This is a genomic window from Spirillospora sp. NPDC046719, from assembly GCF_040645715.1.
In the GTDB taxonomy this organism is placed as follows: Bacteria; Actinomycetota; Actinomycetes; order Streptosporangiales; family Streptosporangiaceae; genus Spirillospora.
In genome coordinates this window covers 1-23,311 of the sequence record NZ_JBEYYT010000077.1, presented here as the reverse complement: position 1 = coordinate 23,311, position 23,311 = coordinate 1, and the positions used below count along the sequence as shown (strand labels likewise).

The window sequence follows — 23,311 nt, the reverse complement described above, 5'->3', positions numbered from 1 at the left end:
GCGGCCCGGAGGCGTCTCTTCCCCGTGAGCCTCCTCAACTTCCGTCAGGAAGGCCCCCCGGATCTGGTGGAGCACTCTCCCGAGAGAGCGGTGACGCGGTTGTACGAAGCGCACGCCCTGGGCCTCGTCAGGCTGGCCCTGGTGATGGTCGGCGACCGGGCGACGGCCGAGGACGTCGTCCAGGACTCCTTCCACGGCCTGTACCGGCGGTGGGGCCGGCTGAAGGACCCCGGCAAGGCCCTGACCTACCTGAGGTCGTCGGTTCTCAACAACTGCCGGTCCGTGCTGCGCCGCCGGGGCCGCCGCCTTCCCGGCGCCCAGGACCCGCCCGTCGCGTCGGCGGAGAGCCGGGTCCTGGACATGGAGCAGGGCAAGGAGATCCTCGACGCGCTGCGCCGCCTGCCGCACCGGCAGCGGGAGACGCTGGTGCTCCGGTTCGTCCTCGACCTGTCCGAGGAGGAGACCGCGCAGATCATGCGGGTGAGCCAGGGCACCGTCCGGTCCAACACGTCCCGCGGGCGCACCGCCCTTGAGCGCATGCTGGGAGAGACCCCGTGAACATCGAACGGCTGCTGAAGGACGCGGCCGCCGCCGAGACGCGCGAGGTGACGCGCGAGTCGCTGCCGCCGTTGACCCTGCCCGCCGCCCGCGGCCGCCGGCCGGCGGGTCGGTGGACCGTGCCCGTCGCCGCCGTCCTCACCGTGATCGCGGTCGTGGCCGTGACCGTCGCCCTGCGCGGGGCCCTGCGCGGCCCGGACGCGCTCGGCGCGCACGAAGGCCCCCCGTACTTCCTGGCGACCCACCGCAAGGGCGGCGCCGGGGTCTTCGACTCCTGGACCGGACGCATGATCGCCGACATCAAGCCGCGCTCGGGGCACTACGCCGCGCTCGCGGTCTCGGCCGACCGGCGCACCGCCTTCCTCGCCGACGAGACCGGCCCCTGCCGCACCCGCATCGACAAGGTGACCCTGCGCGGCGACGGGACCGTGGCGAGCAGGACGACCCTTCCCGGTGGGTTCGCCACCCAGGTGGACGAGATGGCCGCCACCGGGGACGGTGCCCGCCTCGCGCTCACCTTCAACAACGTCCCCGGGTGCGGCGGCGACGACCTGGCGGTCGTCGAGTCCCCGTCCGGTGCCGTCCGGGGATGGCGTCTGCCGCCGCCGAGCGACGACGCGCCGGGGTACGTGCAAGCCCCGGTATGGGCGGCGGACGGCCGCACCCTCTTCTTCGCCGCCGACGATCCGGAGATCACCGGGAGGGGGGAGGCCGGGATCGTTCTTCGCGAGCTCGACACCCGCGCGACCGGCACCAGCCTCGTCCACGCCCCAGCCGCTCTGAGGAGCACCGTCGACCTGTCCTCCTTCCGGCCCTCCCCGGACGGCCGCACCGTCACGGCCATCGAGGAGGACACCGGCGACGACGGGACGTTCAGGTCCGTGGCGATCGTGGAGCTGACCGTGTCCAGCAGGGGCGGGGCCGGCAGGGGCGGGGCCGGCAGGGCGCCGGTCCGCGAACTCGCCCGCATGACGGCCCGGCAGATCGCACCTGCGGCACCGGTGGATTTCCGGACCGCGCTCGACGCGACCGGCAGGCACCTTCTCGTCAGCTCGCGCCACGACCGGGCCGTCTTCCGCATGGACGACGGCGGCTTCCGCCGCCTCCCCGACATGCACCGCACCGACCTGGGCCTGATCGCTTGGTGAGTCCCGCATGCAAGACACCCGCACCGGGCCGCGCAGCCGCCGAAGGAGCCGCCTCGCCGGACCGGGCGAGGCGGCCCCTTCGTCCTACCGCTGCCCGGCCCGGTCGACGAGCTTGGTGACCACGCGGGTGAGGGAGTACATGACGGTCCCCGCCGGGACGTTGTAGCGGGGGTCCTTGCCCTTCGTCGCGGAGATCGGGGCGTTGCGGCCGGTGTTGACCGTCCGCTGCGCCACCATCTGGTAGGTCGCCGGGTCCAGCAGGAACTGCTCGCCGGACCCGTGGGACAGCGCGATGGCGGACCGTCCGGCGCCGTCCTTGACGTTCCGGTCGACCTGGACGCCGGGGATCGCGGCCAGCACCCGGTAGAGCGCGGCCTGCGTCGCGGGCGGCATGGTGACCGGCGCGTCCCACAGCATCTGGGCGGCGACGCGGAAGGCCTGCCCGTCCCGGTCCTTGATCATCCGCTCACGGGCGGGTGTGGCGTCCACCTCCTTGTAGACCAGGGCGCGCAGCTTTCGGGGGTCGCCGGGCAGCGACATCAGACGATCGTTCTCCGCCTTGGAGCTCCTGGCTCCCGCGCCCGTGTGGCGGTAGATCACCAGCTTGCCGTTCAGCAGGCTCGCGTCCTGGGAGCCGTCGAGCTTGATCCAGTCCTCCGAGTAGTGCGGCTTGGGGCCGTGCTCGGCGGTGGGCCCCATCTCGACCGCCCTGGTGTACCACCACTGGCCGGGGCGGGGCCTGACGGGCGGGCGCGCCTCGGCCGTCTGCGCGGCCTTGCCCAGCACCTGCGTCGCGCTCACCAGCTGGACGGCGGGCTGCCGCGGCGGGGCCGTCCCGTCACCACCGCCGCCGACCACGGCCACCGCGCCCGCGGTGACGGCCGCGACCGTCACCGCCGAGGCGGCGATGCCCGCACGGTTGCGGAACCGTCGCCGCCGCCCCCTCGCGATGCCCCCGGTGATGAGCCCGTCCAGCGGCGGCTCCAGTCCTTCGGCGGTGCGGCGCATCGCCTCGGCCAGCCGGTCCTCCACCGCGTGCATTCCCGCTTCCCCCTGCATCTCGGCGTCCCCTTCCCGCGTCATCGGATGAGCTCCTCGAACTCCTCGCCCAGCGCCTCGCGGAGCCTGCCCAGCGCCCGCATGCTCCGGTTGCGCACCGCCCCGCCGCTCAGCCGCAGCGCGGACGCCACGTCCTCCACGCTCATGTCCTCCCAGTAGCGCAGGACCAGCACGGCGCGGTCCTGCGGGGGAAGCTGCGCGAGGCCGTTCAGCAGTGTCACGCGGAGCGCCTGGTCGGCGTCGGCGGAGGCCGTCTCGGGCAGTCGCCGCGACGGCGTCTCCTGGTTGCTGTGCTTGCGCACGTGCGACATGTAGGTGCGCATGAGCACGGTCCGCGCGTAGGCGGCCGGGTTGTCGGCGCGCTGCACGCGCCGCCACGACGCGTAGAGCTTCCCCAGCGTCGTCTGCACCAGGTCCTCGGCGAGGTGCCGGTCCCCGCACATCAGGCAGGCGGTGCGGAACAACGAGGCGCCGCGCGCGGCGGCGAATTCATGAAATCCATGCGGATCTTCGGCCATCGGGCCTTCCCAGCGTCGTCCATCGGTTCCGTCCCTACAGACGCCGCGAGCCGATCGCCTTGTCACAAACGAGATGGGAGGGATTCGCCGCCGGCGGGCCCGCCCCTTCGTTTCGCGAGCTCAGCCGGCGAATTCGATCCGGACCGTGGGGCGCGGTCGTCGAGGAGGGTTCGCTTCTCTGATCGAGGTCGGCATCGTCCGCCGTCCTCATGCCAGGGGACGGCGTTCCGCCGTCATCCCTGGCTTTCCCCCGGGTCCGAACCGCGCAGAAAGCGCTCGCCGAGCGGCGTCAGCGCGTGGTGCACCGTCTTGCCCCGGCGCTCGCTGGTGATGAGACCGGCGCCGCGAAGGGCGGTGGCATGCTGGGACGCGGACGCCGCGCTGATCCGGAGCCGGGCCGCCAGCGCCCCCGTCGTGAGCTCCCGCTGCGCGCCGACCACCTGGATCACGGCCGCCCGCGTCCGGCCGAACACCTGCGGCAGGGCGTCGCGCCCGCCCGCCGCGCCGAACGGCCGCGACGCGGGCACCACCACGGCCGCCGGATCGTCACCGGAGATCAGGACGCGCGGCTCGGTGACGAACGGCGAGAGAACGAACTGGACGCCCCGCCCCTGCAGTCGCACGTCGCCGTCGCGCAGCGTGTCGATCTCCAGAACCGGCGGCGCCCAGCGGATGCCGGCGTGCAGGCTCCCCAGCAGGCCGCCGATACCGCGGTCGGCCATCGTCCGGGCATGACCGCCGGCCTCGGCGGAAAGGTGGGCGCCCATACCGGACCACAGGTCGGCCAGCGCGACCCGGTGGAAGTCACGGAGCCCGCAGATGAGCGCCCGCATCGCCTCCGGGTCTCCGGCGGCCAAGCGGGACAGCCACGAAACCGGCGGCCGCGGACCGTACGTCCGCTCCAATTCCGCGCGGATGCGCCGCACGGGCGTGGAGGCGACGGCGTCGAGCTCCGATTCGAACCCCGGCACATGCGTGTACGGCGTCAGGAAATCGGGGAGCAGGCGTCCGGGCGGGACCAGGTCGAGCAGCAGACGCGACGGGCCGGTGAGCCGCGTCCGCGTCCGCGCCCGCCACGGCCCGGGAACCGGTTCCGGCCCGGCGCCGCGCAGGGCCTGGGCGCCGAAAACGGTCTGGGCGATCGGCGAGAGGCCCGGGGTGATGCGGATCCGGGTGAGGTCCTCGTAGTCGAGCCAGAGCCGCAGCATGGCCGGAATTTACAACATTTAGGCTATTTCCAAAATCATTGCACCCGGGCCGGAGCCTCCTGGAAGGTGCGGGCATGAACCGCCTCCGCCTGTTGTGCCGCACCGTTCCGCTGATGGTGTTCGCCGCCCTCACCGCGGTCGCGCTGCCCGCCCGCGCCGATGTCCGTGAGGGCGACATCGACGGAGTTCCCTACCGCGTCGAGATCCCCGCCCACTGGAACGGGACGCTTCTCCTGTGGAGCCACGGCGCCTACAGCCTGGAGTCCGCCGCGCCGTCGGACATCGCACTGACCGACCACCCGGCCACGAAGCAGTGGCTGCTCGACCACGGATACGCGCTGGCGGGCTCGCAGTTCCGCGTTCCGCGCGGCTGGGGCGTGGTCGAGTCGGGCCTGAAGGACCAGATGGACCTGCTCGACTGGTTCACCGCGAACATCGGCGAGCCCCGGCGCACCATCTCGGCGGGCGCGTCCGCCGGCGGCCTCACCGCCGTCCTGCTGGCGGAACGCAACCCGCGCCGCTTCGCCGGCGTCGCCTCCGTCTGCGGCGTCCTCGGCGGCACGACCGGCCACTTCAACAGCGCCCTCGACGCGAACTTCGCGATCAAGACACTGCTCGCGCCGGCGCTCGACCTGGTCCGTATCAAGGACCCGCAGACGAACACGACCAACGCGCGCCGCGCACTGGGAGCCGCCCTCGACGACCCTCGCGGGCGCGCTCGCCTCGCCCTCGCCGCCGCCCTCGCCGACATCCCCGCCCGCTACGCCTCGCGCGCACCGGCACCCGGCACGGTCGCCGGCCAGGTGGAACAGCAGACCTACTACGCCGCCTACGACCGAGGCGCCTTCTGGGGCCTCAACCGCACGGACATCGAGCAGCGCGCCGGCGGCAACCCGTCCTGGAACACGGGTGTGGACTACCGGACGCTCCTGGCCCGCTCCACCCAGAAGCAGCTGGTGAAACGCGCCTACCGCGAAGCCGGCCTGAGCCTCCGCCAGGACCTCGCCCGCCTCAACGCGGCCCCCCGAGTCGAGGCCGATCCCACGGCCGTCCGCTATCTCGACCGCTACGGCACCCCCACCGGCCGCACCCCCTGGCCAGTGGTGACCCTGCACACGACCGGCGACGGCAACGTCCCCCCGGAGAACCAGAGCTGGTACGCCGCCCAGGTCAGCCGCGCGGGCGACCCGGCCAACCTGAAGCAGCTGTATGTCGACCGCGGCTACCACTGCGCCTTCACCGCCTCCGAAGAGATCACGACCCTCCGGACCCTCCTGACCCGAATGAACACCCGCCACTGGCCGACCACCCGACCGGCCGCACTGAACAGCGCCGCGACCGAGCTCGGCCCCGACTACCAGACCGTCTTCGACACAGACCCCGAACCGGGCCTGCACCCGACGAGCCCGTCCTTCACCCGCCACCACCCAGGCCCGTACCTACGCCCATAGCCACAGTCAGAGGCCATGATCCGCGGGGGCGAGCCATGGCCTCTGACCTGCTCCCGGCCGCGGACCCGCACATGCAGGTCCTGGTCCGGGAGGCATCGGCGGTGTGGCGGGTGGTCTTCCCACCGGCCGTGTGCGTGTCGGCGCTCGTCCAGCGTCGACAGGTCATCGCTATGAGCGCGGCGAGCGTGCCCGCCGTCGGGCGCTCACGTCAGGAAGAGATGGCTCGGTCTGTCGGCGCAGCGTTCTCCAGGGTGCGGTCATAGGATGGCGCGCCGTGGACCTGACAGCCGAACACCGTGATTCGCCCATCACCGAGGCCGGGCACTCGCCCGTTCCCTCCGTCTCCGGACTTGCCGGTCGGCCCTGCCCGCTGTGCGGCGAACGCGTCAGCCAAGCGACGCAGGCGGCCGACGACCTTCAGGTGCTCCGGCCCTGCGGGTGCGTGGTCTAGCGGCACCGGGCGGCCACCAGGGGCCTGGATGAAGGCCGGGTCTTCTTTGGCGCGGGCGGGGCGCCGCGTGGAGCCGCTTTTGCGTGCTCGGGGTAGACGGTCCATGTGACCGGGCTTGATTATTCGGCCGCGTTCGATGCGTTGCCCGTCGCGTGCGCGGTGCTGTCGTCGGAACTGGTGTACGTCTCGGTGAACCGGGCTTATGAGCGCGTTGTGGAGCGCGAGCGGGGGCAGCTTTTGGGCCGTCGGATCTACGAGGTGTTCCCCGGCGGGCCGTCTGGAAGCGGCGTCCAGGAACTGCGCGCCTCGCTGGAGCGCGCGCTGGCCGAAGGCGATGTCGACGTGATGCCCCTGGTCCGCTACGACCTCGAAGTGCCCGACCGGCCCGGAACGTTCGAGGAGCGGTACTGGACCGCGGTGAACGCGCCGCTGCTCGGCCCGGACGGCCGGGCCGAGCACGTGATCAACCGGGTGGAGGAGGTCACCTCCTACATTCAGCAGCTGCGGTCGGCGGGCGCGGTCGGCGGCCGGTCCGCGGCCGACCAGGTCGAGGCCGCCGAGGCCCAGTTGTTCCTGCGCGCGCAGGAACTACAGGAGACCAACCGGCGGCTGCGCCGGGCGCGGGTCCGCGAGCGGCAGGCCACCGACGCCGCCCGTGCGGCGCTGAGCCATCAGCGGCAGGCGGTGGCCGATACCTCCCACGACCTGCGGCGTCCACTGACGGGCCTGCAGACCAGGCTGCAGGAAGCGCTGACCGACCCCCAAGCCGACTCGCGCAAGGTCCTGCACGCGGCTCTGCACGACGCCGAACGCCTCGGCGACATCGTCGGCGACCTGCTGGAACTGGCGCGTCTGGAGGGCGGCGCGCCCTTTGTGACCGAACCGGTCGACCTGTCGGCACTGGTGGCCGCCGAGGTCGAACGCGCCGACCCGGGCTGCCGCACCGTCGTCGACATCGCCCCAGGCGTCATGGTCGAGGGCTCGCCGGTCCGCCTCGCCCGGGTGCTGGCCAACCTGCTGGGCAACGCCGACCGGCACGCCACCAGCGTGATCGAGGTCAAGGTCGGCGCGCGGGAGGGGGAGGCCGTGGTCGAGATCATCGACGACGGCCCCGGCATACCGGCGGAGGAGCGGGAAGCGGTGTTCCAGCGCTTCTACCGCCGCGCCGACGCCCGGCGCAGCGACCCCGACGGCACCGGCCTCGGCCTGCCCATCGCCCGCCATATCGCCCGCGCCCACCACGGTGACCTGCACGTCGCCGACCACCCCCACGGGACCCGCATGCTCCTCCGCCTGCCCTGCACATCACCGTGATCACTTGGCGACTACTGGCCGAACACCGGCCAGGTCGGTGCCCCTGCCGGACCTGCTCTTCGTCATGGCAGTGGTCGCGGGTGCCGGTCAGTTGCTGGCGTGGGCGGTGTTGTCGAGCCAGTGCTGGGCGAGGTCGGCGTTGCCGTCAACGCTGAGCTTGTGGGCTGGGCCGTCGGCGAGGGGGAGGCGCCGGGTCAAGGTCAGCAGCAGTGATTGCGCCGGGCCGCTCACCGTCACATCGGCCTCCCCGGATCCAGCCCGCCACCCGGCCCCGTCGGGCCGCCTTTCGACGAACCAGGCGTCCGCGCCATCGGCGGTGTCGGTGGCCAGCCACTGCAGGGTCTGCCCGGTGCCCCGGAGGGCGTGGGCCGACTTCGGCCGCTGCATCGCCCACGTGGGCGAGGTGAGCATCGTGAAGTGGTTCCCGATGAGCGCGGCTGCGATGTCGGGGGCGACCTCGGTCGCCCGGTCCGCCGCGGCGGCCGCGTCGAAGCCGTGGACGACCGCCTCGTTGAGCATGCTGGACATCCAGAACCGTCCGCCGGACCGCTGGTCCCCGGAGGCGTTGAACACCGGCGCCACCAGCGCCTCGTCGGAGCACGCGTCCGCGACCCGCTGCGCGGACTCGGTCAGCCACGCCTGCCACCGGCCGGGGCCGGCGGGGGACTCGGCCAGCTCGGTGGGCAGCTGGGCGGGTTCGGTGATGCGCCGCTCAACGATCTCCGCGACCCAGTTCTGGGTCTGCCCCACGTGCTCGACGAGTTCGGCGACGGTCCACTCCGGAGTCGTCGGCACGACGGCGGAGGGTCCGGCCGCGACGGCCGATGCGGCCAGGCGTCGGGTGTGCTCGACGATCGCGCCTCGGGCGAGGTCGGCGTTCAGCTCGGTCATGGGAAAGCCCTCATCGATAGGAGACCGGCACGTCCGGACTGTTTCCTGAAATGATCACAGGTGACAGACACGCTTGTTCTTCTGATCAGAGGTGCGCCGATGGATCCGCTGCAGCCGGGTGATCCGCGCCGGGTCGGGCCGTACCGGCTGACCGGCCGGCTGGGCGCCGGCGGGATGGGGCAGGTCTACCTGGGGGTCTCCCCCGGCGGCCGGAAGGTCGCGGTGAAGGTGATCCGGGCCGAGCACGTTTCCAGTCCGCGGTTCCGGGCGCGGTTCGCCCGGGAGGTGCAGGCCGCGCAGCGGGTGGGCGGGTTCCATACCGCGCCGGTGGTCGATGCCGACCCCGATGCCGAGTCGCCGTGGCTGGTGACCGCGTTCATCCCCGGTCCGTCCCTGCACCAGGTCGTCAGCCGCCAGGGCCCGCTGGAGGCGGGGGCGGTGCGCGAGCTGGGAGCAGGGCTGGCCGAGGGGCTGGCCGCGATCCACGCCTGCGGGGTGGTGCACCGGGACCTGAAGCCGGGCAATGTGATCATGGCTGAGGACGGGCCGCGGATCATCGACTTCGGCATCGCCCGCCCGGCCGACGCCGGCTCCCTGACGTCGGCCGGCGTGGTCATCGGCACGTTCGCCTACATGTCGCCCGAACAGGTGCGGGGAGAGCGGGCCGGGCCGGCCGGCGACGTGTTCTCACTGGGGTGCGTGCTGATCTACGCCGCCACCGGGCGGGGGCCGTTCGACGCCCCGACCATTCCCGCGATCGTGTACCGCATCATCAACGAGGAACCCGGCCTGGACGGAATCCCCGGCGACCTGCGCGAGCTGATCGGCGCGTGCCTGGCCAAATCGCCCGCCGACCGCCCCGGAGCCAAAGAGATCCTCGACCGGCTCGGCACTCACGCGACCGACCCGACCGCTACCGTTCCGGCTGCCGACGCACGGACGGTGACGTCACCGTCCGACCGACCGGTCACCGCGGAAAGGCCGGCCTCCTCCCGGCCGGCGCTTCGGCACCCGCCGACGGTTCCGACGGCCACCGCCACCCGCACGGAGACCGAGGACGGCGGTGCCGGGCCGGTCGACCCCGCACGGACACCCGCGCCCGCACGCGGCACCCTTCCGCGGCGCGCCTTGATTCTCGGCGCGCTCGGCACGGCCGGCCTCGCCGCCGTGTCCTATCCGGTGATCCGCTGGCTCGAAACCGATCACCCCATCGCCACCATCGACAGCGACAGCTTCCCGGTGGTGTTCAGCCCCGACGGCCGCACCCTGGCCACCGGCAGCACCGATGGGCCCCTGCGGCTGTGGGATGTGGCGACCCGACACAACACCGCGACCCTCACCGGCCATACCGACATCGTCGGCGCGCTGGCGTTCAGCCCCGACGGCAGGAGCCTGGCCAGCGGCAGCGCCGACCGCACCGTGCGACTGTGGGACGTGGCGGCCAGGCGCAACACCGCCACCCTCGGCGACAAAAGCGACGCGAGCTCGGTGGCGTTCAGTCCTGACGGCAAGACCCTGGCCACCGGCGGCACCGAGGAGACCGTGCGGCTGTGGGACGTGGCGACCGGACGAACCACCGCCACCCTCACCAGCGACCCCGGCAGCGTCGACTACGTCCACTCGGTGGCGTTCAGTCCCGACGGCCGGACCCTGGCCAGCGGCAGCTCCAAGGGGACCGTGCAGCTGTGGGACATGGCGACCCGGCGCAGCACCGCCGCACTCGAGCACGGAAGCGGCGTCAGCTCGGTGGCGTTCAGTCCGGACGGCCGCACCCTGGCCACCGGTGACGACAAGGGGATCGTGCGCCTGTGGGACGCGGCGACCGGACACAACACCGCCACACTCACCAGCCATCACAGAAAGCCCGAGAACATCGACTCGGTGGCGTCCAGCCCCGACGGCCGTACTTTGGCCACCGGTGTCGGCGGCAACCAAAGAACCGTGCGGCTATGGGACGTTGCGACCCGACACAATACCGCCACGCTCGGTCACGAAGATGGCGACGTTGTCTCGGTTGCGTTCAGCCCCGACGGCAAGACACTGGCCAGCAGCTGTCCTGCCGCCAAGAAAGTGCGGCTCTGGAAGGTCGGGTGATTCTCATCGCGCGAACCTGTGGCGTCCTTCCGCCAACCCCTTAGTCCGAGTCACGGGCCGCCGCTCAGCGCACGTCTACGTAGTCGGTGGGCTTGTTGGAGGCGAGGTAGGCGGAGCTGCCCTTGTAGACGGCCATCCAGGTGCCGTCCTTGGACGCCTTGAACGTCTTGCTGAACCATCCGCTGCTCGCGGTCTTCACCACGGCCACCTGCGTCCAGGTGCTGGAGCCCTTCGATTGGAAGTACAGGTAAACGGACGCGCCCGGCCCCGGCAGCTTCTTGTCCATGTACCGGAACAACTGCCCCTTGACCGTGATGGTCTTCCCCTTCGCCACCGGCTCCGGAGAAGCATTGAAGCCGGCGATGGACGTCCCGTACCGCACGTCGACATAGACCGGGTTGCTGGAGAGCGCCATGTAGGCGGAGCTGCCCGCGTACCGGACCCGCCAGTACCCGTCTTGCCTGGCCGCTCCGGCGGTCAGGCGGAACAGTCCATTGGACGTCGTCTTGCCGCTTCCTGCCGCAGCCCACCCCGTCCTTCCGTTCGCGGAGAACTCCGCGACGAGCGGTGCGTCCTCGATCGCCAGCGCGTTCGGAAGGGCGCCCAGCCTCCCGCTGATGGAGAGCGCCTGACCGTAACGACCGGGGTTCGGCGTCAGCTTCAGGTCGTTGATGACGGTGGCACGCCGGACGTCCAGCGTGCCCGCCGCGGCCCGGGCGTCCTCAAGGAAGGGATCGCCGCTCGCGACGACCGTGAGCGGCCCCGTCCCGTCGGCCGCGAAGTGTGAGGTGAACGTGCCGTCTGCCGCCGTCGGCCCCAGAGGGATGTTCTCCACGGTGGTGCCCGAACCGACGACCGCCGTGAGCTGCACACCCGGCGCGGGCACCAGGCCCGCCGCGCCGTGCCTCAGCAGTTTCCCCTGGACCGTCACGTCGGTGCCGGTCGCCACGGGTTGCGGCGTCTTCAGTCGCGCGGACAGCTCCGTCGCCTGCTTCGCGACGGTGACGCCGGTCACCTGGCCGGCCGCGCAGTTGGGCCCGTCCGCCGCGTAAGAAGCGGTCACCGGGAATCGGCCTTGCGACGTGAACGTGAAGGATCCGTCCGGGCCCGCCTGCGTGGTGAAAGCACCGCCGTCGCCGTTGATATGGGCGTCGGGCACCGGTTCGGGGGTGGCCTCACGCGACTTCCGCACCATGAGGCGACCGTGGACGGTGACGTCCGAGTGGTCCGCGTCGATGACCGACGGTTCGGTGACGAGGCCGGTGATGCTCGTCTCGTAGCAATCGTTGAAATTGGCCCACGTGCTCGCGGTCGCCCCGTCCGCCGTCTTGACCTGCGCGTTCACGTAGTTGGCGCGCGGATGCCGCACGATGTCGGTGGGGTACTCGGCCTGCCACGTGCCGTCATGATCGGTCCCGGCGACCCGCGTGAACCGGACGGTGCCGTACGTCGCGCCCGCGGTGGTCGGATAGTGCAGGCTCGCCGTGACGTCGGTGACGCCGCTCGCGGACTTCGCCGTGAGGGTGAGCACGACCACCCGATGTCACCAGCACGGCGGCGACCAGGAAGGATGACTTACGGTGCACGGAAGGTACCTCTCCCCGAAGCGATCAAGAAATGACCGGCGAGGAGGGGACGCCCAAGATCCTCGGCCGGTTGCCCGGTCGAGGAGTTCCAATGATCACATTCGATCACCGGCTCTTAATCGGGAGCCGTCCGCTTGCCGTGCGTGGCCGAACGGATGCGGCCGCCGTCGCCGACGTCCTGAAAACCGAGGCGGTCAACACCGGCGAGCCCGCTGGGAGACACCCCCCGGCCGAATGACGGCGGCGCGCGTCGCGTTTTCACAGGCGGCATTCAAGTGATTTGGGGAAACGCGACACGTTTTGTAGTGCGCGGAGCGGCCGGACGCGCCGCCGGTCAGCTACCTGTCGCCGATATCGAATGGGTGGCACTGGCGAGGACGGCCGCCGGGCCGGTGGGCGGGACGTGGGTGGCGAACTCCCAGAGGCGGTCGCCTGAGAAGCGCGTGTAGTAGCGCTTGGGGCCCAGTCCGAAGAAGACCTGATCGGGTCGGAACCAGACATCGGGGCGTATCGCCGTGTAGGTCTCTGACTGGATGGAGACGCTGACGACCAGAGCTCCACCGTCGGCCGTTTTGAGCGCGTAGACCGGTTGGGGCCGGGCCTTCCAGCTCGTGCCTCCCGACCACCGGTGTCCGCCGTTGGTTCTGTTCACCGACTTGGCCCAGCTCTTGCCGAGCTGCGAGGTGAGCGGTCCCGGGGCGACCCCGGAGGCGGGACGCTTGCCGAGCGCCGCCGCGCTCAGGTAGTCGGAGATCTTGGTGCCGACACCGAGGGCGGCTCCCGTCGTGACGGCCGTCGCCGAGCCGTCGGCGTTGCGGGCGATCACCGGGAACTTCTGGCCCTTCGCCAGCCACGGGCCTGCGGTCGCCTTGTACGAGCCGCCTCCGGTGTCCAGGAACACGAGCATCTCGGTCTCCCCGCCATCGGTCGACTTCGCCGTCACGGCGAACCACGCGGGGCCCGTGGTGTGCGGAATGAAGAACTGGGCGTCCCGGTAGAAGAAGGCGGGAATCTTCTTTTCCTGCTTGGCCCGGATGCGCTTGTTGCCCGCCAGGTCGACTTCGAGCATGGGGCCGGTCTCGTTGGAGCGCAGCAGCGCGTCGGAGACCCGCGCGTTCGCCTGGTTGTTGACCTTCTGGTAGTTGGCGAAAATGGCCTTGGCCTGAGCTTCGGTAACCGGCGTGACCGCGGGCGGCCGGCTCGGCGAGGTCCGGGAACCGGTCGTGTGCTTGTGCCCGTCGGCCGCGCCGGTGCCGCACCCGGCGGCGAGCGTTCCGAGGACGGCGGCCCCCAGCACGACATGAAGTCGAACTCTCGGCGGCTGCTTCGCGTCTGGCACCTCGTGCTCCCGTCTTGCCGGGCCGCACATGGTCGCCGGCCTCCAGGGATGACAGTGCGCGTGTTGGAGCAGGTCGCAACCGGTGAGGCGTCGTGGCCTCCCTCACGAACCGGCCCCTCATCGTCCGCGAAGCCATGAATGACGCCGGCCGACTGCCCGTCCTCACCGCTCGATTGCTCGCAAGCGTCGATGTGGGAGGCGATCGGCGCGATCGTGATGGGCCGCACCCTGTTCGGTCTGGTGGACGGCTCCCGTGTCGAAGGTTCCAACGAGTCCACCTAGACGCCGATAGCGATCGCCCCGAAAAGGCTCGGAGGAGCGAGGCGGTCAACACCGGCGACGGCGCCGAGCCGGGATCAGTGACCTCCGCGCCGCGCTCGGCATCGCCTAGGGACGGGCTGTGTCGCCCGTGGGACAACGACGACGCCCTCGCCGTCGGGGTTGATGCCTCTGCGGCTGCCATCCCTATTCCGTATCGCGAGGCCTTGAAGGCGGATGGTCCCGGTACGCCGTCGCCCAGGGCATGGGGTGAGGACGAGGCGCGCGGCTTGTCGAAGACCGACCTGATTGCCCGGGACGCGCTGGCCTCGCCGCAGTCCCCGACACGCTGGTGCGCCCTCCAGCACATCACCGCCGGCTCGAGCGACATCGTCAAAGCCGCATTCGTCCTTGTCTATCTCGAAGACCGCTAGCTCATGCAGACCTCGCCGAGGTCACCTCAAGAGTAGATCGGCGGCCCGATTTCGGGGGACGGTTCTACGTCTCAAACCCGGCCTCCTGCCGATGAGGGGGAAGTAGCCTTTCGGTCATCGTTGCGGGCGTCCGGGCATCCACGGCATTCAAGGATGCCCGGAGACCACCATTCATTCGGCCGGCCGCTGTGCCCACCTATTCGGCCACCGATCATCTGGGTTGATCAGTGCTCGCTGCGGCCGCCTTCGAACGGGCTGCCGCCTTCGGCTGCGTGCGGCCGGACATTCCAGGCCCGGCGGCGACAGGTGCGCGCGCCGACATCGGTATCACCCCGAGGTTGGTCACCGTCCCGCCGCAGCTGGTCGGGAAATTGTTCAACGTGCATCCGACCTCAAGGAGTTGATCGGTGCTTGTACGCACGGTGACGAACACGTTGGAGGCGCCCTGAATCGCCACCGAGGCGCAATCCACCGTCACGGCGCCGAATGTCGAGGTGAAGTCGGTCAGCGGCGTAGGCGTGGGCGGAGTCGTGGCCTCGTTGACCGTTTGGCCGAACACCTTCCCATTGCGGACGGCCACGACGGCCTTCGTCTGGGCTTGGGCGGCCGCTGTGCTGAGGCACTTGGACGGCCCCGTCGGCCCGGTGGCTCCGGTCGGCCCGGTGGCTCCGGTCGGCCCGGTCGCTCCGGGGGCGCCCTGTGGTCCCGTGGGTCCTGTGGCTCCGACGCCGGCCGGTCCGGTGGGACCGGTCGGGCCGGTCGTACCTACTCCGGTCGGGCCAGTCGGTCCGGTGGGGCCGGTCGGACCGGTCCTGCCCACTCCGGTGGGACCGGTTGGCCCGGTGGGGCCGGTTGGCCCGGTAGGGCCGGTGGGTCCTGGCCTGCCATGACACTCCCTCTCATGGCAAGGAGCCTCGTTCGAGAATGCGGAGGCTGCAGGGGTGTATGCCGATATCGCAATGACCGCCACTGATGTGGGAAGCAGGAGGGAGGTCGTAAGCCACGTAAATTTCGATAACTTGGGGTGAATCATGACTGGTGTCCAGATCTAGGTGGTCGACGGATGTGGTCGCGCAGTCCCCACCTACCCTGCGGTCAATGGCGCTAGAACCAAGATCAGTTCTTGTTATATCAAGGCAAAAGTAATCCCCGCATGTCAAGAAATGCTACGAGTCGTTCAATGGATCGACCCATACCGCGCCATACTTGGCCGATACCGCCACGCTCGGGTGACGCTCTGCGATCTTGAGCGCCAACACTGGGAGTGACCTCAGTGCTTTAGAACGCGACAACGGGGCTTTTCGGATACAACAGGTACCGCTCCAGGAGACGCGCGGGGCGAATCGCCGAACTCGGAAACGCGGCGTGGAACCCCGATAGAAGAAGGAATCGCCACAAGACCGTCTTCACCCGGAAGGCTAAGCCACCGGTGCACCCGGGTCGACTGTCACGCTGTTAGGCCCAGCGCCTTCCGGCAGAAATCGAGGTTCTTCTGGATCCGTGCTCGCTCGCTCCGAGGGAGTGCGCCGCCGGAGAGGAGTCGCTTGTTCGCGGCAAGAGCTTCGCTATAGAGGCCTGCGTGGTATGCCGCGATCCCGAACTCATCGAGTGCACGCCACGTGTAGACCGAATCGTCGAGGAACAGGATGTCGTTCGGCCGCGGGATGTCGCTGGCCGTACGCGCGAACGGATACGCGGCCGTTGGGCGGTTGCGCAAGCGAAGTGCGCGTGCGAGGTGGCAAGGTGCCTCCGCCCTCTGCGGGCGGGTCTCGAAGGCACGCACGTAGTGAGCGATGATGGCGTCGTCGTCCTCGCCGATGCGCTCGGCGAGACGTGCGCGTTCGTAGAGCGAATACCAGACCTCCTCGGGCCAGCCGCCCATACCTGCACGCCGTTCGTACGAGGCGGCCGCTTTTTCATACTCGCCCGCATCGCGCCAGCTCTGTGCGAGATAGAAGGCGTAACGTGTGTTGTCCGGCTCCGCCTTCAGTGCTTTCTCAAGCAGCGCCGCGTCTTTCCGGAATTTGAGGGGATCTGCGGAACGTGCGCCATCGTACATGCGGCGATAAGTGAGCCCATCGATGCGTGCGAGCGAACGTCCGGGCCCGGACATGATGACCTCATGGAGGACGCCCACGTAGTGAAAATCCAGGTCGCCCCGGAAAAGATGTACGCGATAGTACGAAGTCCCGCAGTCCTCGACTCGCATCTCGTACGAATCGGCGGTGAGCCGCGGCATGACGAAATAATTCGGGACCACCAAGACGTCGTCCGCGTCGATCACCAGATCGTAGTCGGCTTTGCCGCGCGCGAGTTCGATCATTTCCGTTCGATTGTGACCGAAGTCCCGCCACGGCCTCTCGTGGAGGTCGCCGGGAAAGTCGGCGAGCTCTTCACATATGATTTTCTGTGTTCCATCGGTGGAGCCGGTGTCGACGACGCACCACGAGGTGATCAGAGGTCTGACCGAGGCGATGCACCGGGCGATGACGTGTGCTTCATTCTTGACGATCATGGTGAGGCAGATCGTCTGTCTCCTCGACGACATGAGGTCTGATTGTAGGTCGGCTGGTGCGGCGAGTCCGCCGGACACGCCTCGTTTCAAGCACCGCACAGGGACCACATGTCACTTTTGCGCAGGTTCCGGAATCGTGAGACTTGAACTATTACATTCATAAATTCCCTGAGGCTCGATTCCTGCCTCGTCCTTGGCTACGGTTCGCCATGATCCGGGGGAGTCACGGGGAGTTGCCATGGGATCGTCTGGAACCATCGATTCTCGACTGCGCATGGAGCCAGAGCCGCTCTTGGGGGTACGTCGAAGTCGTCGCTGGCCCGTGCTGCTCGTCGGTGGCTGCGTTGTTCAGGTCGGCATCCGGCTGTTGTTCGCCGTCCACCAGAAAGCGCCCATTCTTATTCCAGATGAGACAGGGTATCTGCTGGCCGCACGGCTGATGGCAGGAGGAGCGGCAGGCGACCTGTCCGGGTGGCCGCTGTACCAGGCGGGCTACCCGCTCCTCATCGCCCCCGCATTCTGGTTGAGCGGCGATCCGGCGACCGTCTACGGTCTCGTCACCGTCATCAATTCGCTGTTCGGCGCATTGCTGTTGGTGCTGGCTTACCTCTCCCTGCGCCGCCTGGACCTGTCGCGCACTCAGGCGTACGTCATCGCGACCGTGACCGCGGCCCTGCCCTCGGTCATCTACTACAGCCGGTTCGCGATGGCCGACGCCGTACTACCTGTGGTCGTGCTCGGCTGGCTCCTCCTCGTCCACACGTGGATCGCCAGTGGGCGGTGGGGCTACGGTGCGGCGGCAAGCGCGATGGCCGCCTACTGCTACTGCGTGCACTCCCGCGGATCGATCATCGCCGTGGTACATGCGGGCCTTCTCGTCATCGCCCTTTGGCGACGCTGGGCGGACAAGCGGGACATCGCGGCCGCGGTCGGCGTGCTGGTCGCCGGGTCGGCCGCCGGGTGGACGCTGAATGACTGGGTGCAGTCCAAGATCTACGCGGACGGTGTGAAGCCGCTGGGCGACTTCCTCATTGATCGGCTGACCAGCCTGGACGGGCTGGCATGGACGCTGAGCCTGGCCGCCGGGAAAGTCTGGTTCCTCACCGTCTCGACGTGCGGCGTGGCCGGTGCCGGCCTAGTGGTCGTCGGGGCGCTGGCCGTGCGGCGCGTCACGCCGCGTCCGATCCGGGCCACCTCAGGGGCCGCCATCGCCGCCCTGACCGGCATCGCCATCGCCAGTTCGGCTTCCGTTCCCGACGAGGGTACTGTCGCGAACTTCGTCTACGGCCGGTACCTCGGCTGCCTGGCTCCGGTGCTCTTCATGGCCGGTGCCGCTTTCGCGGTACGCAGCACGAGAGAAGCGGCCGACCGGGCCGTCCTCGCCACCACGTGCCTGACGCTCGCAAGCGGTGGCGTCGTGTGGTGGTACGCCGGCAAGCGGCTCTCCCGCAGCTTCTTCTCCGTATTCGAGTTCCCGGAAATCTCCTTCCTCACCTGGAGTTGGGACGCACTGAAATTGTGGCCCGCCACGTGCGCAGCGCTGTTTCTGCTGGCACTGGCAGGTCTCCTGATCGCGAGATACCGTCAGGCCGGAGCGCTTCTGGTCGCCGCCGCCTTCATCGCTTTCGCGTTGGCCGACATGGCTGTGGTCAGCAAACGAGTCGTCCGATATTGGGAGGGGGAGCTGGAGTCCGCCACGAGCCTTGCCCCGGCCGGACTCCAGGCCCACGACCGTGTGGCGCTCGACTTTTCCGGCCTGCCCTGGAGGATCTGGGTCTCGCAATCCTTCCAAGTCCGCACCGGCCTGAAACCGCTTGACCGCTTCCGCCGCGAGACGCTGCCTCGCGACGCGACGCTTGTCGTGGTTCCGTGGGACGCTCCGCTGCTGCAACGGCCGGAAAACAGCTGGCCCGCCGCGCCGCCGAACTGGCACCCGGTGTCGATCCGCACTACCTACGCTGGAGACTGGGTGGCCTGGCGCCCGGAGAGGTGACCTGGACGCGAGAGCAGATCAGACACCCTGCCACTTATAGGGCGTCTCGTGTGGCCTGCTGCTTGGCGAGCTTCCTGAGTCGGCTTTACGGTAAGGGCAACGTCCGCGGGTCCGATCTACGGGTCTGAGATGCAGTTCTTTCCGTTTGCGTGGACGTTCGAACGGCCAGAGTACTTCGAGCGGCAGACGGTCGTGGTGTCGGCTATTGCCCCATCCTTTCCATACGGGTCTCTAGAGCAGGCGACCTGGTCGCCGATAACCACTGAATAGGGATAGCCGTGGGCGCTGCAGTAATTGCTCTGGTCCGCTGAGGTGAGGGTGCCGAGAGTTCTTGGTCGTGAGGCGGTCTTCTCTTTGGTGGCGGGCGGTCCGAGGTTGTTCCGCCTTTTGGGCTCACTGGACGGGCGTGGAGTGTCCGGCTTACCTGATGCTGTTCGTTCGGGGGTGGATGCAGGTTTTGTCCGGGGCGTCGTTCGGGACGCGCTCGGGGTGGGGTTCTTGAAGCTGCTGGACGGAGTGTTCGGTGAGGGGGGTGAGATCTCGTCCTTTCCTGGTCTGCGGGCCAGGGGATAGGAGAACGCGATAATGGCCAGGAGCGCTATCGCGGCGGCGGCGATTTGAAGTCGGCGGTGGTTGCGGCCGCCGGCCGCAGGGTTGGCGTGAGTGGGTATGGGCTCCTGCTTTGGGTCGGCGATGCATGGCGCGACTGCTGCCGGTGCAGCGCGGGACACAGGTGACGGTGTGGACGCATGCCGTGGAGGGGGAATGGTTCGCGTGGTGCGGAGGGCGCGCAGGAGGTCGCTCACCTGGGCTGCGGTGGGGCGTCGGGCAGGATCTTTGTCCAGGCAGGAGCGGACGATTTCGGCGAGGTCCCCTCTGAGGCCGTCCAGGTCGGGTTCGCTGTGCAGGACCGCCAGGGCGACGGCGGAGGCGGAGGTTCCACCGAAAGCTCTCTTGCCGGTGGCGGCGAAGACCATGGCGGCCGCCCACGCGAACATGTCCGCTGCGGGGCCGGCGGTCTGGCCGTCGATGTGCTCGGGGGCCATGTAGCCCGGGGTGCCGACGACCTGGCTGCTGGTGAGCGACTGGCTGAGGTCCAGGGCGCGGGAGATGCCGAAATCGATCACCACGGGGCCGTCGGGGCCGAGCAGGATGTTGCCCGGTTTGAAGTCGCGGTGGACGACGCCGCCTTCGTGGATGGCCGCCAGCGCCGTCACGGTGTTGATCGCCAGCCGCTCCAGCGCGCCGCCATCGCGCGGTCCGTCCTGCCTGACCGAGGTTTGCAGGGAGGGGCCATCGACGAACTCGCTGACGATGTAGGGCTGGTCGTTGATCACGCCGCTGCCGAGTACCTGGGCGGTGCAGAACGGGGCGACCCGTCTGGCGATCTCGACCTCGGACAGGAAACGGGACCGGGCCGGCTCGTGGGTGATCAGGTGGGGGTGCAGCAGTTTGATGGCGGTGTGCCGCTCCCGCTCGTCTCGGCCCAGGTAGACGGTGCCCTGACCGCCGGCCCCGATCCGGCCGTCCAGCTTGTAGTGGCCGATGCTCTCGGGGTCAGTGGGCAAGAGCGGCGACAGCTCGGGCACGCATCCTCCAAACGCTCCGATCGACTCGATCCTAGGAGTCACTGTGCGACTACGGAGGGTACAGAGGAATGTAAGTCCGTGGAGTACCACCGGCCCCCGGCCCCCGGCCTCCGTGGCGCCCGATCCGTCCCGCCTTCACGAGCCCAACCGACCGCGCCGTGCCTACCAGGCGGCAGACGCGAGCGCCGGCGTCTCGACGCGCAACTGGTGAGGTCCGTTGGACGAATCCACTTGCGCAATGGTCAAGAGTCGTTGACCATTGGGGGCGTGTCCACCGATGATCTTCCTGAGACGTTCCACGTCACCACTGAGGAGCAGTTGCGCGCCGTCTCCAACCTCACGCGTCACCGGATCATGGCCGTGCTCCGCTTCGAGCCGGCGACGATCACTCAGATCGCCCAGCGAGTGGGCCTGGCGAAGGGGAGTTCCAGCTATCACGTGCGGCTGCTGGAGCGGGCCGGTCTGGTGAAGGTGGTGCGGACGCGGAAGGTGAGAGGGGTCACCGAGCGGTACTACGCGATGGCCGCGCGGTCGATCGAGCTGCCCGACCCCGGTCCGGGGCAGCCGGACGTGCTGCTGCGCAATGCGGTGGCGGACCTGGAGGCGTCGCCGACCGATGGCGAGCGGCACGTGCGGATGGCGCATCTGCGGCTCACCGATGAGCAGCTCACCGAGCTCGGGGCGCGGCTGCAGGCCCTTGCGGACGAGTACCGGGCGCTGTCGGATCCATCGCTCCCCGACGCGTCGCTGGTGTTCGCACTGTTCAGGCCGGCTCAGCGCCGGCAGGTCGAGGAGGACGCCCAGTGACACCGGACCCGACCGATGACGTGACCAAGCCGCCGACCGGGTTCGGACGGCTCTGGACCGCGCAAACGGTGTCCTCGCTCGGTGACGGGGTGACGCACGCCGCGCTGCCACTGATCGCGTTGACCACGACGCGGGACCCGATGGCTCTGGCCGTTGTCACGGCCGCCGGGACGCTCCCGTGGCTGCTGTTCGGAGTGCTCGGCGGTGCGCTGGTGGACCGGTGGGACCGCCGCCGGACGATGTGGGTCACCGACACGGCGCGCGCGGTGCTGCTCGCGGTCTTGGCGGCCGCGGCCGCGCTCGACATGCTGAGCATCCCGCTGCTGTCGGCCGCCGCCTTCCTGCTCGCCCTCGGCGGGCTCTTCTTCGACACCGCCGCCACGGCCTATCTGCCGGACCTCCTCGGCCGCGACCCCGCACTCCTCGAACGTGCCAACTCCCGCCTGCGTGGCGCCCAGACCGCCGCGTCAGGCCTCGCCGGACCACCTGCAGGCAGTGCGCTGCTCGCGCTCGGGCGGGCGGTTCCCCTGCTCGCCGACGCGGTGTCTTTCGCGTTCTCCGCACTCCTGGTGCGGTCGCTGCCCGCCGTGCCGCGGCCTACCGCAGGCGCTCGCGAGTCACTGCTCCGCCAAGCGCGGGCCGGGGCCGCCCACGTCTTCCGTGATCGGCTGCTGCTCGGCCTCGCGCTGCGTCCGGCGGTCGGGAACGTCGCCTTCCTCGCCGTGGAGACCGTCCTGGCTCTGTTCGCCCACGAGCGCCTCGGCATCGAGACCTCCGGTTTCGGTCTGCTCCTCGCGGCGGAGGCCGCCGGTGGCCTGCTCGGCGCGGGCATCGCCTCCCGCCTCGGCCGGCTGCTCGGCACCGGTACCGCGCTGACCTGCACGGCCACGGTCGAGGGCCTGGCCATCCTGGGGCTCGCCGCCGCCCCGAACCCGTACGCGGCCGGGTTCGCGCTCGCCGTCTGCGGGGCGGGAATGGGCGCCACGATGGTGCTCGGCCCGTCGCTCAGGCAGGTGATCGTCCCGGCCCACCTGATCGGCCGGGTCGCCTCCACCTCCCGCATGCTCGCCATGTGCGCGGCCCCGTTCGGCGCCTTCCTCGGCGGCTGGCTGGCCACCACCTACGACCTGCGCACCCCGCTCTACGCCGCCGCCGGCCTCCTGCTGGCCATGACCGCCGTCACGGCCACCATGACCAGCAACCGCCGAGTCGAGACGGCACTACGCAACGCCGCCTCGAACAACGGACCGGGCCACCCGGAACCCGAGGACCCCCTTCAGGAAAGCGCACCCGAACCGCAGCACCCCACGGAAGCAACGGCGCACTGAAGCTCGCGAGCACAAAGCACCATGGACGGTGCCGACCGTCATCGGTGCCGTGGGGCAGACCTTGGCAGCCCTCTCCCAGACCCGCACGACGTCGAGCTACCGCCCCCGCGAAGCCGGACCCGATCAGCGCCGCACCGACGCTGCATGGGCCGCGTATCCCGTCAGCACCCTGCGGGACTTGAACCGAGTGGGCCATCCCTCGGGCCACCGGCGCCGCCGCGCATGCCGTGCTCAACGCCCCGCTCGCCCCCGCTCCGCTAGCCGGGTTGCGAGCGATCGGAGAGCAGCAGGTCACCGCGCTGGCGGAACGGCTGCCGGGCCGCGGACATGTCCAGCTGACTTCCATCGAGTGGTCACGGCTGATCGCAGAGCGCGGTACCCGTTCGGACGGGCCTCGATGGACGTTCCGCTGGTCGTTGGCGCCGGAGTCTGTTACCTCCCCGGAGCCGGGTGAGGGCAGCAGGATCGCCCCAACTCACAGGGCGGGCAACCTCATCTCACTCGGCAGCATCGCATCAGTCCGCTGGCAACCAGAGCGTTGCGTGGCCGCCTGCGTTCCCGTCCCTGGACGCGACGAACCCCGCTCTCGTCCGGGGACGGGAGCGGGGTTCGTCGTGTGGGGGATGTCGGGGGGAGCCGGGGGGCGTCTAGTTAGGGGTCGTCCTGGTGGGTCGGGTCATCCGAGGGGCTTGGGGGTGCCCTTGGTGCCGGCGCCCCCGCCAGCGGCAAGCCCATGCAGAAGGGCATGTTCGCCAGCCCCAGCTGGCCGA

General features: G+C 69.9%; 19 protein-coding genes. 10 read left to right on the top strand and 9 right to left on the bottom strand.

Going from position 1 to position 23,311, the window contains the following annotated elements; translation table 11 throughout:
- The first annotated feature begins 24 nt into the window (after positions 1-24).
- Together ABZ914_RS16140 and ABZ914_RS16135 are read left to right on the top strand one after the other, a co-directional pair.
- Positions 25-558, top strand: coding sequence for a SigE family RNA polymerase sigma factor (locus tag ABZ914_RS16140; RefSeq protein ID WP_500193674.1), 534 nt, complete (start codon positions 25-27; stop codon positions 556-558).
- Positions 555-1,706: a TolB-like translocation protein gene (locus ABZ914_RS16135; RefSeq protein WP_500193673.1), complete on the top strand. Its 1,152-nt coding sequence runs from the start codon at positions 555-557 to the stop codon at positions 1,704-1,706. Before ABZ914_RS16140 ends, ABZ914_RS16135 begins: the two co-directional genes overlap by 4 nt.
- An 84-nt stretch (positions 1,707-1,790) precedes the next feature.
- Here the strand turns inward: ABZ914_RS16135 and ABZ914_RS16130 are convergent, their stop codons facing one another.
- The 3 genes from ABZ914_RS16130 to ABZ914_RS16120 all read right to left on the bottom strand — a co-directional run bounded on the left by ABZ914_RS16130 (position 1,791) and on the right by ABZ914_RS16120 (position 4,491).
- Complete coding sequence (locus tag ABZ914_RS16130; RefSeq protein WP_500193672.1) at positions 1,791-2,789, bottom strand: CU044_5270 family protein; 999 nt, start codon at positions 2,787-2,789, stop codon at positions 1,791-1,793.
- Positions 2,786-3,283 carry a SigE family RNA polymerase sigma factor gene (locus ABZ914_RS16125; protein ID WP_190861175.1) on the bottom strand — a complete coding sequence of 166 codons (498 nt, stop codon included), beginning with the start codon at positions 3,281-3,283 and terminating at the stop codon, positions 2,786-2,788. Before ABZ914_RS16125 ends, ABZ914_RS16130 begins: the two co-directional genes overlap by 4 nt.
- Positions 3,284-3,516: 233 nt before the next feature.
- On the bottom strand, positions 3,517-4,491 hold the full coding sequence (locus ABZ914_RS16120) for an ArsR/SmtB family transcription factor (protein ID WP_500193671.1): 975 nt from the start codon (positions 4,489-4,491) through the stop codon (positions 3,517-3,519).
- Positions 4,492-4,565: 74 nt separating this feature from the next.
- Here ABZ914_RS16120 and ABZ914_RS16115 point away from each other — a divergent pair, with 74 nt between their 5' ends.
- Together ABZ914_RS16115 and ABZ914_RS16110 are read left to right on the top strand one after the other, a co-directional pair.
- Positions 4,566-5,942, top strand: a complete 1,377-nt coding sequence (locus tag ABZ914_RS16115; RefSeq protein WP_500193670.1) for a prolyl oligopeptidase family serine peptidase — start codon at positions 4,566-4,568, stop codon at positions 5,940-5,942.
- 556 nt (positions 5,943-6,498) lie between these two features.
- Positions 6,499-7,707 carry a PAS domain-containing sensor histidine kinase gene (locus tag ABZ914_RS16110; RefSeq protein ID WP_500193669.1) on the top strand — a complete coding sequence of 403 codons (1,209 nt, stop codon included), beginning with the start codon at positions 6,499-6,501 and terminating at the stop codon, positions 7,705-7,707.
- Positions 7,708-7,794: 87 nt separating this feature from the next.
- Here ABZ914_RS16110 and ABZ914_RS16105 read toward each other — a convergent pair whose 3' ends face one another.
- Positions 7,795-8,598, bottom strand: coding sequence for a maleylpyruvate isomerase family mycothiol-dependent enzyme (locus ABZ914_RS16105; protein ID WP_500193668.1), 804 nt, complete (start codon positions 8,596-8,598; stop codon positions 7,795-7,797).
- Between the two features lie 99 nt (positions 8,599-8,697).
- Between ABZ914_RS16105 and ABZ914_RS16100 the strand changes: the two genes are divergently transcribed.
- Positions 8,698-10,692, top strand: coding sequence for a WD40 repeat domain-containing serine/threonine protein kinase (locus tag ABZ914_RS16100; RefSeq protein WP_500193667.1), 1,995 nt, complete (start codon positions 8,698-8,700; stop codon positions 10,690-10,692).
- Positions 10,693-10,756: 64 nt separating this feature from the next.
- Here the strand turns inward: ABZ914_RS16100 and ABZ914_RS16095 are convergent, their stop codons facing one another.
- Positions 10,757-12,229 (bottom strand): hypothetical protein, encoded by a 1,473-nt coding sequence (locus ABZ914_RS16095; protein WP_500193666.1) that lies wholly within the window; start codon positions 12,227-12,229, stop codon positions 10,757-10,759.
- Between the two features lie 383 nt (positions 12,230-12,612).
- On the bottom strand, positions 12,613-13,575 hold the full coding sequence (locus ABZ914_RS16090) for a DUF8094 domain-containing protein (RefSeq protein ID WP_500193665.1): 963 nt from the start codon (positions 13,573-13,575) through the stop codon (positions 12,613-12,615).
- Between the two features lie 180 nt (positions 13,576-13,755).
- Between ABZ914_RS16090 and ABZ914_RS16085 the strand changes: the two genes are divergently transcribed.
- Both ABZ914_RS16085 and ABZ914_RS16080 read left to right on the top strand, forming a co-directional pair.
- Positions 13,756-13,899 (top strand): hypothetical protein, encoded by a 144-nt coding sequence (locus ABZ914_RS16085; RefSeq protein ID WP_500193664.1) that lies wholly within the window; start codon positions 13,756-13,758, stop codon positions 13,897-13,899.
- Between the two features lie 266 nt (positions 13,900-14,165).
- Positions 14,166-14,309 (top strand): hypothetical protein, encoded by a 144-nt coding sequence (locus ABZ914_RS16080; RefSeq protein WP_500193663.1) that lies wholly within the window; start codon positions 14,166-14,168, stop codon positions 14,307-14,309.
- 211 nt (positions 14,310-14,520) lie between these two features.
- Here the strand turns inward: ABZ914_RS16080 and ABZ914_RS16075 are convergent, their stop codons facing one another.
- Positions 14,521-14,889: a hypothetical protein gene (locus ABZ914_RS16075; RefSeq protein WP_500193662.1), complete on the bottom strand. Its 369-nt coding sequence runs from the start codon at positions 14,887-14,889 to the stop codon at positions 14,521-14,523.
- Positions 14,890-15,756: 867 nt separating this feature from the next.
- Positions 15,757-16,824 carry a glycosyltransferase gene (locus ABZ914_RS16070; RefSeq protein ID WP_500193661.1) on the bottom strand — a complete coding sequence of 356 codons (1,068 nt, stop codon included), beginning with the start codon at positions 16,822-16,824 and terminating at the stop codon, positions 15,757-15,759.
- A 322-nt stretch (positions 16,825-17,146) separates the two neighbouring features.
- Here ABZ914_RS16070 and ABZ914_RS16065 point away from each other — a divergent pair, with 322 nt between their 5' ends.
- Positions 17,147-18,817 (top strand): hypothetical protein, encoded by a 1,671-nt coding sequence (locus tag ABZ914_RS16065; RefSeq protein ID WP_500193660.1) that lies wholly within the window; start codon positions 17,147-17,149, stop codon positions 18,815-18,817.
- 116 nt (positions 18,818-18,933) lie between these two features.
- Here the strand turns inward: ABZ914_RS16065 and ABZ914_RS16060 are convergent, their stop codons facing one another.
- Positions 18,934-20,406 carry a serine/threonine protein kinase gene (locus ABZ914_RS16060; protein WP_500193659.1) on the bottom strand — a complete coding sequence of 491 codons (1,473 nt, stop codon included), beginning with the start codon at positions 20,404-20,406 and terminating at the stop codon, positions 18,934-18,936.
- 267 nt (positions 20,407-20,673) lie between these two features.
- On the opposite strand from ABZ914_RS16060, the gene ABZ914_RS16055 reads away from it, so the two are divergent.
- Together ABZ914_RS16055 and ABZ914_RS16050 are read left to right on the top strand one after the other, a co-directional pair.
- A complete protein-coding gene (locus ABZ914_RS16055) occupies positions 20,674-21,213 on the top strand; it encodes an ArsR/SmtB family transcription factor (protein ID WP_500193658.1) in 540 nt (179 codons plus the stop codon).
- Positions 21,210-22,541, top strand: a complete 1,332-nt coding sequence (locus ABZ914_RS16050; protein WP_500193657.1) for an MFS transporter — start codon at positions 21,210-21,212, stop codon at positions 22,539-22,541. The genes ABZ914_RS16055 and ABZ914_RS16050 overlap by 4 nt, the downstream gene beginning before the upstream one ends.
- Positions 22,542-23,311 lie beyond the last annotated feature (770 nt).

Coding starts and splice junctions, on each gene's coding strand:
- ABZ914_RS16125 (WP_190861175.1), bottom strand. CDS start 3,283: ATGGCCGAAGATCCGCATGGATTTCATGAATTCGCCGCCGCGCGCGGC.
- ABZ914_RS16105 (WP_500193668.1), bottom strand. CDS start 8,598: ATGACCGAGCTGAACGCCGACCTCGCCCGAGGCGCGATCGTCGAGCAC.
- ABZ914_RS16120 (WP_500193671.1), bottom strand. CDS start 4,491: ATGCTGCGGCTCTGGCTCGACTACGAGGACCTCACCCGGATCCGCATC.
- ABZ914_RS16115 (WP_500193670.1), top strand. CDS start 4,566: ATGAACCGCCTCCGCCTGTTGTGCCGCACCGTTCCGCTGATGGTGTTC.
- ABZ914_RS16085 (WP_500193664.1), top strand. CDS start 13,756: ATGACGCCGGCCGACTGCCCGTCCTCACCGCTCGATTGCTCGCAAGCG.
- ABZ914_RS16070 (WP_500193661.1), bottom strand. CDS start 16,824: ATGATCGTCAAGAATGAAGCACACGTCATCGCCCGGTGCATCGCCTCG.
- ABZ914_RS16100 (WP_500193667.1), top strand. CDS start 8,698: ATGGATCCGCTGCAGCCGGGTGATCCGCGCCGGGTCGGGCCGTACCGG.
- ABZ914_RS16130 (WP_500193672.1), bottom strand. CDS start 2,789: ATGACGCGGGAAGGGGACGCCGAGATGCAGGGGGAAGCGGGAATGCAC.